Annotated in this window: 10 protein-coding genes; 2 read left to right on the top strand and 8 right to left on the bottom strand. The window is 59.1% G+C overall.

Going from position 1 to position 12,926, the window contains the following annotated elements:
* Positions 1-348: 348 nt before the first annotated feature.
* Positions 349-2,520: a hypothetical protein gene (locus ACQRAJ_RS08580; protein ID WP_427748365.1), complete on the bottom strand. Its 2,172-nt coding sequence runs from the start codon at positions 2,518-2,520 to the stop codon at positions 349-351.
* A gap of 182 nt (positions 2,521-2,702) precedes the next feature.
* Positions 2,703-4,592 (bottom strand): carbon starvation CstA family protein, encoded by a 1,890-nt coding sequence (locus tag ACQRAJ_RS08575; protein ID WP_427748364.1) that lies wholly within the window; start codon positions 4,590-4,592, stop codon positions 2,703-2,705.
* A 453-nt stretch (positions 4,593-5,045) separates the two neighbouring features.
* Between ACQRAJ_RS08575 and ACQRAJ_RS08570 the strand changes: the two genes are divergently transcribed.
* Together ACQRAJ_RS08570 and ACQRAJ_RS08565 are read left to right on the top strand one after the other, a co-directional pair.
* Positions 5,046-5,462, top strand: coding sequence for a type II toxin-antitoxin system Phd/YefM family antitoxin (locus ACQRAJ_RS08570; RefSeq protein WP_427748363.1), 417 nt, complete (start codon positions 5,046-5,048; stop codon positions 5,460-5,462).
* Complete coding sequence (locus ACQRAJ_RS08565) at positions 5,353-5,760, top strand: type II toxin-antitoxin system RelE/ParE family toxin (protein WP_370513640.1); 408 nt, start codon at positions 5,353-5,355, stop codon at positions 5,758-5,760. Before ACQRAJ_RS08570 ends, ACQRAJ_RS08565 begins: the two co-directional genes overlap by 110 nt.
* A 249-nt stretch (positions 5,761-6,009) precedes the next feature.
* On the opposite strand, the gene tsaD is transcribed toward ACQRAJ_RS08565, so the two are convergent.
* Genes tsaD through acpS form a run of 6 tightly spaced genes read right to left on the bottom strand, consistent with a single transcriptional unit; the run spans position 6,010 to position 12,833 of the window.
* Entirely contained in the window at positions 6,010-8,394 is a 2,385-nt protein-coding gene (gene tsaD / locus ACQRAJ_RS08560) for a tRNA (adenosine(37)-N6)-threonylcarbamoyltransferase complex transferase subunit TsaD (RefSeq protein WP_427748362.1), read from the bottom strand.
* Positions 8,381-8,887, bottom strand: a complete 507-nt coding sequence (gene tsaE / locus ACQRAJ_RS08555) for a tRNA (adenosine(37)-N6)-threonylcarbamoyltransferase complex ATPase subunit type 1 TsaE (protein ID WP_427748361.1) — start codon at positions 8,885-8,887, stop codon at positions 8,381-8,383. The genes tsaD and tsaE overlap by 14 nt, the downstream gene beginning before the upstream one ends.
* A 12-nt stretch (positions 8,888-8,899) precedes the next feature.
* A complete protein-coding gene (locus ACQRAJ_RS08550) occupies positions 8,900-9,520 on the bottom strand; it encodes a uracil-DNA glycosylase (protein WP_427748360.1) in 621 nt (206 codons plus the stop codon).
* Between the two features lie 8 nt (positions 9,521-9,528).
* Entirely contained in the window at positions 9,529-10,674 is a 1,146-nt protein-coding gene (gene alr, locus ACQRAJ_RS08545) for an alanine racemase (RefSeq protein WP_154515162.1), read from the bottom strand.
* 2 nt (positions 10,675-10,676) lie between these two features.
* Entirely contained in the window at positions 10,677-12,293 is a 1,617-nt protein-coding gene (locus ACQRAJ_RS08540) for an NAD(P)H-hydrate dehydratase (RefSeq protein WP_427748359.1), read from the bottom strand.
* Positions 12,294-12,833, bottom strand: a complete 540-nt coding sequence (gene acpS, locus ACQRAJ_RS08535) for a holo-ACP synthase (protein WP_427748358.1) — start codon at positions 12,831-12,833, stop codon at positions 12,294-12,296. It abuts the gene before it with no gap.
* Positions 12,834-12,926 lie beyond the last annotated feature (93 nt).

The raw sequence follows: 12,926 nt of genomic DNA, 5'->3' as shown, positions 1-12,926 counted from the left end.
GAATCCCTCCGTCCCATATCAACAACGGGCTCTCCGTATCTCAACCGGCACTTGGGGACGTTCCCAAAGTGCCGGCACTAAAGGAACGCCACCAAGTGCCGGCTCATCCACCCTCAAAAGACAGACGCCCCAAGCCCGAAAGGACCAAGAGCGCCTTACATCTAGAAAATATCAGCCCCGTTCCGAAAAGCGAGCCGTCATCTACAAAATGGCGCGTGGCCCCGGCGGGCCGGGCATTAAGTTTGTCGCGAGTTCCGCACGCAAAGAAGGCCACTTAATGTGACCTTCGTCTTGCGCAGGACTGTAGAGCAGCAAACTTAATGCCCGGCCCGCCGGGGCCACGCGTCCCTAATTGTTCAGCATGCGGTCGAAGCTTCCCGAGTCGCCATCCCGATAGTCGGCGGTCATCAGAATCTCCTGCGGAATGCGACCGCCCTCGCGCAGCACATTGCGGAACTGCACGCGCGTGACCATAGGCAGATCCTTGATCGTCGCCGCCAAATTCTGCGGCACACCCTGATTGGCAGCCGCAGGCTCGCACTCGCCGCCAGCTTTCACGCGACGCTTGTGCTCGGCGAGCATGGCACGATACATGCCGGCATGCAAGCGAATCTCAACCACATTGGCATTGCGGGCCTGCTCGACGATGCGCGCACCCTCTCGGTCGATATCGCCCACGTAGTAGACATAGTTAAAGCGATAGCCGATCTCGGCCAGATAATCATCCAGTGCGTGCGAGACGCTCGCCTTGCAGCCACCGCCAAAGATCACGCCACCCACCTTGGTGCCAAAGAGCTTAGCGTGCTTGCGGCCGCGCAGGAGCTTGACGATCTCGTCATAGGTGTCTAGGTTCTCGACCATAATGAACGGCTTGTCGGCGCCCAGCGTAAAGAAGCCCGTAAAGTGCACGGGGCGGTTGGGGGCGACCTTAATCGCCTGCATGCTGATACCCTTTTCGGTCATACGCCTCATCAGGCGCTCGCCGTGCTTGCCGTCAAAGGCCTTCTCATCGTTAAAAATCTGGTAGGCGCGCTGGCGACGCGAGGCGACCGGCGTGTCGGCGCCGCGATTCTGCTCAATCCAAGCCTGGATGGTCGCAATCTCCTCGGCAATCTTGCGGTTGGACATCTCGTTGTGCTGAGTGCGCTGCGAAACCTTTTTGCCGTCCTTGCCCTCAACCTTAACGATTTGAGTCTGTTGCTCCTTAATCTTGGAGAGTGCAGCAGGCGTGGGAACGACCTTGAGCAGCTGACTGCCCAGGACACGGGCCAGAGCAAACGCCGAAACCTCGCCATGAGCGGGCGGCTCAGGCTGCTGGGCGGTCGCATCGTTTGCAGTCGGTTTGGGCTGCGTCTGGGATTTGCACTTGGAATCTGTCCGAGTATTGCGCTCTTGCTTTGGCGCGGACGAGCCCTTTTGCGAACGCTCAGGCTTGCCCCCCTTTACTGGCTGGCGCTTGGGCTGCTCCGCCGGGATCTCAGCCTTCGCATCCTTGTTTTGCCCCGCTGCCTGCTCGGCCACGGATTCGGCATTTGAGCCACGGCCGCCACGGTGACGACGACGGCGAGGCTTGCTCGAAGCGCTCTCCCCCGCCTGCTTATCAGCGGACTGTTGAACTTTGACCTCGGCGTCGGCCGCAGACTGCGACTCGGAAGGCTGCTGCTCGCGAGCCGCCGGCTCAACGGTTTTCTCGGTTTGTTCGGTCTTCTCGGTCTGAGCGGTCGAAGCCTGCTCGCCCTTCTCCTGACGCTTTACGGGATACACGAGCCCCGCAAAACCGCGGCCGGGACGACACGAACCCGGAGCCCTCTTGGCAGACTCCTCAACATCGTCTGCAACCTCGGAAGGCTCTTCAGCCTCATGCGCGACATCCTGCTGCGCAGCCTTAAAGTGAGCACCGCGGCGACGCTTGGGCTCCTGGACCTCAGCGGCGCACTGCGGCTCGGTAACAGCCTCATCCTCGACGGGCTCGACATCCGTCGCATCCTTTTGAGCCACGGCGCGACGGAAGCGCTCCTGCTGGGCACGGCGCTGCGCATCGCGTTTACCGCCCCCGCCAAAACCGCCGCGGCCCGCCTTGGCCGTAAAGGCGCGAACGACGCTCTCGTCAAGCAGCTCATCGGTGTCGACGTTCTCGCGCGGAGCCGTTTCCACCGCAACAGGTGCCTCGACAACGTCCTCGACGGCCTCTTCGGCAGCCTCGGCAGGCTGCTCCTGGACATCGCGAATCTCGGCATTAATGGTATAGAACGCTGGGCGCCCGTTAACGCCGCTGCCCTCGATCTTGGTAACGATCTTTGCCGCGATAAGCTCATCGCGCATCGCCTTGGTGTCACATTCCTTATCGACGGAACGGAAAATCTGTGCCAGCGCGCTCGACTTGATCTTGAGCGCCTTGCGGCAGAGCAGGTCGTAGGCAACCAGCTTGGCACGCTCGGCAGAAAGCGACGTCTGGCTGCTCAGACGCTCAGCCAGGGCATCGACGTTGTTTTGGTTATCGGAATATACCGTCTTGGCCACGGGGCCCCTTTCATATGCACACATATATGTCTACATGGTACAACGCACGCCCCTATCCACGCAAAATATCTGCGAGAACACCCGGGCACACTAGCTTTTGCATGGAAAAAGGCCGAGCCCGCGCAGTTGCGGACCCGGCCTTTCCGAGTCATATAGATGTGACGTTCAATCCCTTAGGTCAATTAGGCCTTGGCGGCCTCGGCGCCTGCGGGAGCCTCGGCAGCAGCAGTGCGACCATACTCGGCCTTGCCCATCTCGGACCACTCGGGCTCCTCGTCGGGCATGGAACCGGCCTCCTTGCCGAAGAACTCCTTGAGGCAGTTGACGGCAACGATGAGGCCCAGGACCATCAGCAGGACGGCGAAGACGAGCTGCAGACCCTTGGTGGCGGCGACGGAGACGGCGGCCGTGGTGGCGGTAGCCGGGATGGTACCGAAGAAGCCGTAGGCCTGGACGGCGGTCATGCAGCCCATGGCGCTCTGGACCAGCGAGGTAAAGGTGCAGCAGAGCAGGAAGGCGACGGGCACGTAGAGCATCCAGCCCTTGCGACCGGTGCACTTGCAGAACACGGCAAGGGTGATCATGGTCATACCGCCGAGCAGCTGGTTGGAAGCACCAAAAAGCGGCCAGATGTTGGCATAGCCGCCAAAGGCGAGGGCGAGGCCGGGGAGCAGGGTGACAACCGTGGCGAACCAGGGGTTGCCGAGGACCTTCATGTAACCGGCCTTGGACTCGATGGCCAGGGCGTCGTTGGTCTGGGCAAAGAACTCGGAGAACGAGGTGCGGGCGATGCGGGCGACGGCGTCGAGCGAGGTCAGGGCCAGAGCGGAGACGTTCATGGTCATAAAGACGGTAGCGAGCGTGCCGTCAACGCTGAAGGCCTGCATACCGCGAGAAATGCCAGCAGCGAAGATCTGGAACGGGGTGGAAGCGACGCCGGCGTTGAGGGCGCCGGTACCGGCAGTGTTCATGTCGGAGAACATGATGCCGGCGACGATGATGGCGAGGATGCCGACGAAGGACTCGACGATCATGGCGCCAAAACCGACCTTGACGGCGTCCTGCTCCTTCTCGACCTGCTTGGAAGAGGTGCCCGAAGAAACGAGGCTGTGGAAACCGGAGAGAGCGCCGCAGGCAACGGAGACAAACAGGACCGGGAACATCATGCCCGAGGCATTGCTAAAGCCGGTGAAAACCGGAGCGGTGATGGTGGCCTGGCCGTTAACGCCCAGGACGACGATGCCGAGGACAGCGCAGACAATCATGACGATCATCATGATGGAAGTGAGGTAGTCGCGAGGGGTCTTGAGCATCTGGATGGGCATGGCACCGGCAAAGACCAGGTAGACCATGACGACGGCGAACCACTGGAACTTGTCCAGGTAAACCGGGAACTGCATACCGACGGCGAACATGAGGACCATGAGCACCACGCCGGTGACGAACTCGGCAGCGCCGGTGAGGTTGAACTTCTTCTGAGCCCAACCAAAGGCCATGGCGACGAAGGTGAACAGGATGGAGATGGTACCAGCGCAGCCAGCGGCATAGGACTTGGTGAAGTCGATGGCACCGGTGGCAGCGCCAGAGGCGTCAACGACCGGGGTGAACATGAACGTCTTGCAGACCATGTCGGTAAAAGCGGCGATGACGATGATGCAGAACAGCCAGCAGAACAGCAGGAACAGGCGACGGCCGGTCTTGCCGATGTACTTCTCGATGAGCTGAGCCAAGGACTTGCCGTTGTTCTTCATCGAAGCGTACAGGGCGCCAAAGTCGTGAACGGCGCCAAAGAAGATGCCGCCGACGAGGACCCAGAGCACGACGGGCAGCCAGCCGAAGGCCATGGCGACGATCGTACCCGTAACAGGGCCAGCACCGCAGATCGAGCTGAACTGATGCGAGAACGCGGTGAAGGCGGAGACGGGCGAGAAGCTCTTGCCGTCCTTCATGCGCTTGGCAGGCGTGAGAGCCTCTTTATCAACGCCCCACTTGTTAGCCAGCCAGCGGCCGTAGCCCAGATAGCCGCAGGCGAGCACCGCCGCGGCCACAACCATAAGCAAAACTCCGTTCATTACATTTCCTCCTCTAAAAAGAACTTCCTAGACATAAAAAATGAGGGCCGTCGGTTGCGCTCGACGGCCCTCATCTTCATCAGCCGCCCGTTATCGTACGGGCTAGCTGTATGTGCTAACCCGCATCAGATAATTACTACGCTGATAATGTTTAGCTGATGCGTGAACATGTCTAAGAAATCCTCTTCAATCATGATGCGAACGATCCGTGCGTGTTCACATCCCCCAGTGGATGAAAAGGAGTATGAAACTTTAGTTGCCTAAAGTCAACGCAAATATGTAATGGATTTTCAACTTTATTTGAATTTCTCGGTATAAAACGTCACTGACCTCGGACTTTACCGAACGACAGTTTTTGCTTGAGAGATGCTCCTCGGGGGCGGGGCGGGCGCCTGCCGCCATATATGAACTTTCCTGCTCGGGCAGTCCTGCTCACGACGGAGGCCACATTAAGTGGCCTCCTGTTCGTGCGGAACTCGCGATAAAGTTCATATATGGCGGCAGGCGCCCGCCCCGCCCCCGAGGAGTTCCCATCCCAAATCTCAACTCTGTTATCATAATTACGATAATATCCTGATAGCTCAGGAGGTAGCTGTGAATATTAGGCCAGTCTCAGATCTTAGAAATCACTACCCGGATGTTGAACGCGAAGTCGAACAGGAGGGTCCGGTTTTTCTAACTAAAAACGGGCGGGGCTCTATGGTCGTCATGAGCTTTGAGCAGTACAAGTCACTGAGCAATACAATCGAGAGCGCACTTGATGCCGCTGATCGTCAGGCTGCCAGCATGCAACTTCGCTATACACACGACGATGTCTTTGGCTCTGTCAGAAAAATGCTCGACGGCGGTCTCGATGAACAGGCACTATAAGCTCCGCTATCTTCCCCTATTTTGGGAGGACCTCAGCCAAGCAGCGTCATATATCGCCTTTGATCTCAATAACCCCGCTGCAGCAAATAGGCTTGTCGACAATGTTGAAGCAGGCATACTCGAGCATCTCAAGAATCCAACCATGTCACCAACATACCCTTCGACAAGAAGACGGTTGCACCCGTATTACCGCTTCTACGTTGGCAACTACATGGTTTTTTATGTCGTCATCGACGACGTCATGGAAGTCCGCCGACTGCTATATAAAAGCCGAGATATTGAGTCGATTATCAGGTAGGTTTCTTTCAGCTAAAGCACGCCGTAAATTCGACGCAGGCTGGCTAACCTTGCCGGACGTTGTCGACGCCGATCCAGCTCAGTAGCTGCATCGATACAGAAAGGTCCCCGACCGGAGGGGCCGGATATAAGGTTTATCGCGAGTTCCGCACGCAAAGAAGGCCACTTAATGTGGCCTTCGTCTTGCGCAGGACTGTAGAGCAGGAAACCTTATATCCGGCCCCTCCGGTCGGGGACCGCACCCATACGACTACAGCGTCATGTTTGGATCGGCGTCGACGTCGAACGGCGAGATTTCACCTCGGTCGAATTTGCGGCGAGCGACCTCCGCAATCATAGCGGCGTTGTCAGTACAGGCCGAGAGAGGCGGCACCGTTACGCGAATCCCCTGACGCCCGAGTTTCTTAATCATCATCTCGCGCAGATGCGGGTTGGCCGAGACGCCGCCGCCGATGCAATACTCCTTGCACCCGGTGGCGTGCAGGGCGTTCTTGGCCTTCTTGTACTGCACGTCAAAGACCGCCGCCTCAAACGAGGCCGCAAGGTCGGGCAGGTGAATCGTGCGCCCAGCCTTGGTCTCCTGCTCAATATAGAGCGTCACCGCCGTCTTGAGGCCCGAAAGCGAGAATCGATAGTCTCCCCTGCTGTTAAGCGCACGGGGAAAATCGATCGCGCGGGGATTGCCCGTCTCGGCGAGCTTGGAGATGATGGGACCGCCGGGATAGCCCAGGCCCAACGCCTTGGCAACCTTGTCAAAGGCTTCGCCCACGGCGTCGTCCAGCGTCTCGCCAAGCACCTCGTAGTCGCCCCACGCCTTTACGTGCACGAGCATGGTGTGCCCACCCGAGACAAGCGTAAAGATAAACGGCGGCTTAAGGTCGGGCTGCGCCAGCAGGTTGGCGAACAGGTGACCCTCCAGATGATTGACGCACACGAGCGGTTTACCGGCAGCATACGCAAAGCCCTTGGCAAAGGCGACGCCCACCACCAGGGCACCCACCAGGCCCGGGCCTTGCGTCACACCCACGGCGGCAAGCTCACTTGGCGCAATCGCTCCACCCTCAAGGCCAAGCGATACCGCGGCATCTTCAAGCGCCGCATCTACGACACTCACAATCACCTCGACATGCTTGCGCGAGGCGATCTCGGGCACCACGCCGCCAAAGCGAGCATGAAAATCAATCTGCGTCGACACCTGGTTGGCCAGCATATTGCCGTCCGCATCGATAATCGCAACAGCCGTCTCGTCGCAAGAGCTCTCGATGGCAAGAACTAGGCGACGGCGCTCGATTTCGGCACGCTCCTCGGCGGTGCGCTCGGGCTCAGGCAGCGGCCAGACGCGCTGCTCGGCAGCCGTTGGCTCGGGCGAGGCATTGTCGAGAGGAAGCACCAGGGGCAGCGACGCCGTCATGACGATGGCATCCTTGCCGACGCCGTAGTAGCCACGGCGACGACCCGCCTCGGTAAAGCCCAAGGCGCTATAGAGCGCAATCGCGCCCTCGTTGCCGTCCTCAACCTCAAGCGAAGCAGTGGTGCAGCCGAGCATCTGGGCGTCATAGCTCACGTGCGACAGCAGCTTGCGGGCAATGCCCGCGCGACGATGAGCAGGATCAACCGCGACGTCCATAATCTGAACGTCACCGTCGACGACCATGCCGCCGGCAAGTCCCAGCAGCTGACCGTCGTCGTGCGCCACCCACCAGCTACGCGGCGCGGCAACGCCCTCGCCCAGCTCGGACAGGAACATGCCCGGCGTCCACGCCTCGTGTCCGGCGCCTTCAAAGCAGGCGGCCTCCAATGCGCTCGCGCCCTCGGCATCCGCCGCGCCCATGGGACGGAACTGCAGATGGCGGCCGGCGAGCTCGTCGGCAACACCCGTAATCTCGCTCTGGGCGCTCTCGGCAAGCCCAAGGCGCTTACGCTCATTTTCCTCGGCATCCGAAAGACGCGTGTAGATCGGCAAAACGCGAGCCGGATTACCGTCGCCCGCGGCGTGCGCCATCAGAAGGCCCTCGCCCGAGGGCCACCACAGGTCTCGCTCCACGCAGCGCGCAGTCTCGTCCTCACTCAGCAGCTTGCCATAACGTACGAGACCGTCACCAGTCAGCTTAACCTGGCTCCAGTCCGCGGCCTGGCGCCACTCATCAAGCGCCACGGCGGCTTTGACCACGTGTTCGCGCTCAAACAGACGCTCGGGACCTTCGTCCCCCAGCACGTACAGAGCCGGATACACCTCGCCACGCATGGCGTCGGCAAGAACACCAAGCTTGCCGCGCACGCCAGCCTTCCACGCCGTCCAGGCGCAAGCGTCAAGTGTCGACACGCCCAGCAGCGGCACGTTGGCACCGCGCGCCAGACCCTTGGCGGTCGAGATGCCAATGCGAACGCCCGTAAACGAACCCGGGCCGCGTCCAACCACATAACAGCCGACATCGCCGCGATTCAGCCCGGCCTGCGCCAACACGCCATCGACGGTATTCACAAGTTCCACGTTGGCATGGCGACGACACAGATGGTCCCCGCTCACCAGCTTCGCCTCGCCCGTCTGCTCATCAATCCAGCTTGCCGCGCAGGCAAGCATGTCGGTCGAAGTATCGAGCGCCACTACCAGCGCGTTGTCGTTATGCAAGCTCATCTTGTACAGCCTTATCAATCAAATCGAAAAGCTCCGTCGCGCGCTCGCCGTGCGCCTCGAGCGCGATCGTTCGCACGTCGCTATCGTCCTCATCGCGCCTAAGCGTCACCGAGAGATACTCATCCGTCAGCTCGTCCTGAAACTGCTCGCCCCATTCCAACAGGCAAGCGCCCTCATAGCCGAGCACGTCAAAAATGCCCGTATCCTCGAGCTCGTAGGCATGCTCCAAGCGGTACAGATCAAAATGGAACAGCGGAATACGCCCCTGGTCGTGAACGGCCATGAGCGCGAACGTAGGACTCGTGACCATATGCCCGTCGCCCAAGCCGCGCGAGACGCCCTTGGTAAAGTGGGTCTTTCCCACGCCCAAGCCGCCGGTCAGTATCAGCACATCGCCATTTTCTAGACACGGTGCAACCAACTCGCCAAATTGCTCCGTATCGGCAGTACGAGCCGTTTTGTAGGTACCTAGCCCCAGGCGCTCCAGGGACATATACGCTCCTTATTATTCCGAGGCGCCCTCTGACGCGGGATGTCGCACCAGATAGTCGCCCAGCATCTTAAAGTCTTCCTCCAGCAACTCCTGCCACGCCGGATTGCGCAGCGCCGCCGCGGGATGAAACGTCGGCATCACCACAAAGTGCCCCATCTGATGGAACCTGCCGCGCAGCTTGGTAATGCCAATCTCGGTCTTGAGCACAAAGTGCGTTGCGGGATTGCCGAGCGTCACGATGATATCGGGCCAGATGCTTCGAATCTGCTCGCGCAAAAACGGTGAGCAAGCAAGCACTTCCTCGGGACGCGGATTGCGGTTTCCCGGCGGGCGACATTTAAGCACATTGGCGATATAGACATCTTCACGCTTAAGGCCCGCCAGGGACAGAATGCCGTTGAGGTCTTCACCCGCCGCCCCCACAAAGGGCTCGCCCTGTAAATCCTCGTTACGGCCCGGCGCTTCACCGATAAACATCACGCGAGCGCGGGGGTTTCCCACCCCAAACACGATATTGTGGCGCGACTGGTAAAGCTGGCAAAGGCGGCAATCACCCAGGACGGCCTCGATCTCCTCGAGTGCAACTTCGCGCGGCGCCTGATGGCTATGGCCGGGGATGTGCATAACGCCCATAGCGGCCCCTACACGTAGACCTTGTCGAGACGCATGCCAAAGCCGCAGGCGACCTCGTAGTTAATCGTGCCGCGCAGGCGCGCCATCTCATCCATGGTAATCTCGGCATCGCCATCGCGACCGATAATTATCATCTCGTCGCCATGTTCGGCCTCGGGAATCTCGTGAGCCGGGTTGGACTGAATGGCAACCATAAACTGATCCATGCAGATATTTCCGACCTGACGCACGCGCTCACCGCGATACAGCACGTCCATACGATTGGAAAGCGTGCGCGAAAGGCCGTCGGCATATCCGATCGGCAGCGTGCAGATCTGAACGCGTGTGCGCGGTACGCGGTAGGTAAAACCGTAGCCTACGCCCTCGCCCATCGCAGGATGCGCCACGCGCGTCACGCGCGCATGAACGCTCATAACGGGATCAAGCTGCATCACGCGGCCGCTCAGCTCGCACGGCTGCATGCCATACAAGCCAACGCCAGCGCGAATCATATCAAAATGCATCGAGGGGTCGAGCATCGAGGACGGCGTGTTGGCACAGTGCACGATGCCGCACTCAAAACCCGCATCCTTAATGGCCTGAACGGCCTCGGTAAAGCGCTGGCACTGCAGCTTGTAGTCCCAACCCGATGGTTCGTCGGCCGTGGCAAAGTGCGTAAATACGCCGTCGCACTGAATACCACGATGGAAATTAATACCGCGGACAAAGTCGAGCACCTGCGTGTAGTGAACGCCGATGCGGTTCATACCCGTCTCGATGGCAAGATGATACTTGCCCACCTTGCCCGCCGCGACGGCACATTCACCATACGCAAGAGCAAAATCGGACGTATAGACCGAGGGCATGATATCGAACTCGAGCAATGAAGGAATAGCCTCGATGGGAGGCTCGCTTAGAATCAGGATGGGTTTGGTGATTCCGCCCTGGCGCAACTCAATACCCTCGCTGACCGTCGCCACGGCAAACATGTCGGCACCGGCCGAATACATGATCTTGGCGCACTCGACGGCTCCATGACCATAAGCATCGGCTTTAACCACGCAGCACAGGCGCTGACGCGGATCTAGCAAGTTCTTATAGGCCCTCGTATTGCGGCGGAGCGCCCCGCGGTCGATCTCGACCCAGGACCAACGCGTCAAATCGGCTTTATTCATGATTAGTCATCCGACCCTTCGTCCATGATTCCCAGATCATCGAGCGCATCCTTTGCCGCCAATTCCATGGCGGGACCGATCAAGTCGATAAGATCGGTCGCGATAACGCTCTTCTCGCCATACTCCGTCGCCGCAGCAAAGCCGGCATAGCTGTGGAGTGCGACGGCATACGAGTACAGCAGCTCCCAACGGTCCATCTCGTCACGCATGGTCGCAAGCGTTCCTGCAAGGATACCTGCGAGGACATCACCCGAGCCAGCGGTCGCCAACGACGCTGGGCCCGAAAGCGGCAGCAGCACGCGCTCGACGCCGCAAATGGCCGTCGTCGGGCCCTTAGCGATAACAACGAGATTATCGGAACCGGCAGCCCAGACAATCTTTTGAGCAGCGGCAATAGCAGTGCCAAGATCATTGACCTCGTCGCCGGCAACGAGACGCGAAAGCTCGCGATAATGCGGCGTCATAACGAGCGGCTGCTCGCGACGGTACATCTCGGGATTACTGTCGATGCCGTCGATTGCAATCTTGGCAAGGCAGTTGAGCGCATCTGCATCTAGGATAAGCGGCACATCGAGCTCAAGCAGGCCCGAAACGACTTGCATCGATCCGGCAGACGTCGTCATGCCAGGCCCACACACAACGCAGCTGTACTTCTTAGCAATCTCGCACACTGTCATACGCGCAGCGGCACCAAAAGATCCACGGGAATCAGACGGAATGGCGAAAACGGGAATCGACGGGAGCGCCATACGAATAAGGTTGGCGCACGCATCGGGCGTCGCAACGGCCACATAACCGGCACCAGCACGAGCGGCAGACTTTGCGGCCATGATGGCGGCACCAGGATATTGTGCCGACCCGGCAACGATGAGCGCAGAGCCGCGCGAATACTTATCGATATTCGTGGGCAGCGGGGCAAAGTAGTCCACCAGATCACCGGGCTCAACGATCTCGGCAGCATGATCGACATCATCGATGACTTCGTCGAGGCGGTCGTACAGACCGCCACACACCAGGTCGCCAGCATACTCCGGACCGTCAGCGCTGTAGAGGCCGATCTTAGGGGCAATCATCGTCACGGTACGCTCGGCACGGATGCAGTCATCATCCACAACGCCCGTCTCGGCATTCAGGCCCGAGGGAACATCGATAGAAACAACGTGATCGGCGCACTCGTTAACCGTAGGAATCCAAATAGAAAACGGCGCACGAAGGCTGCCGTGAAAACCGGTACCAAAAATAGCATCGACCACGACATCCGCTTTGTTAATGAGAACCTCTAGCTCGTCTCGCGAAGGCCCAACGCACACATGAACGTCGCGACCGGCGGTGCGACGGGCAACGTGACGAGCAAGGGCAGCAGGAATCTCATCCGGCTCAACTGGAGAAACGATATCAACATCAACGCCCTTATGGGTCAGGATATCCGCAGCGACCCAACCATCACCGCCGTTATTGCCAAAGCCGACCAGCACAAGAACGCGATCAGGGTTGAGCTTTAAAATTTCGTTGGCGGCAAATTCACCTGCCAACTCCATGAGCTCGGCCTTCGAGGTGCCCTCGCGCTCGATGATATCCTCGAGGCGAACGACTTCCTCGGTACTCAAAACCGGTTTCATCTATGCTCCTTGCGTATCTTGCGGATCATCGATCAAATGCTCCGACAAAGCAGATTGTTGCAGCTGTTCAAGCTCATCCAATACAGAACGAGCCTCTTTAAATGTCTGGGCAACGCGCTCCTTGGTGCTCATTTTTTCTTCCTTAGGCTTAGGTCGAGCATCCTCGGTGATCGCAATGGCATTAGCGACAGCCAAGTCACCCGTAAGGGTAATAGAAAGAGCAACCTCGACAACACCCAAATCCTGGGCGATTTCGAGAGCGCGACCAGAAAGCAGAGCCTTTGGCTTGCCGAGCCTATCGCGTGTTACGGAAACGTCCTTACGTCCAATGCCCTGACTAAACCCCGTTCCAAGTGCCTTAAGTACCGCTTCGCGAGAGGCAAAGCGGCTGGCATAATGAGCGGCAGGGCGAGACGACGCATCGCAATACGCACGCTCTTCATCGGTAAACACGCGCCGGGCAAACGAGGGCGTCTTCTCAAGGATTGATTTCATTCGGGAAATCTCGACGATATCAACGCCGATACCAGCTTCAGCCATGTTCACCTCCATGCTACACAGACTACGATATTGTAGCCCGTTCAAAGAAGATGCGACAAACGAGGGTTATAAAACACAGCTACTATGTGAGAC

This window comes from Collinsella sp. SGI.184 (assembly GCF_050313415.1).
Classification (GTDB): Bacteria; Actinomycetota; Coriobacteriia; order Coriobacteriales; family Coriobacteriaceae; genus Collinsella.
The sequence above is the reverse complement of the archived record's forward strand: the minus strand, read 5'-3'. Positions and strand labels throughout refer to the sequence as shown.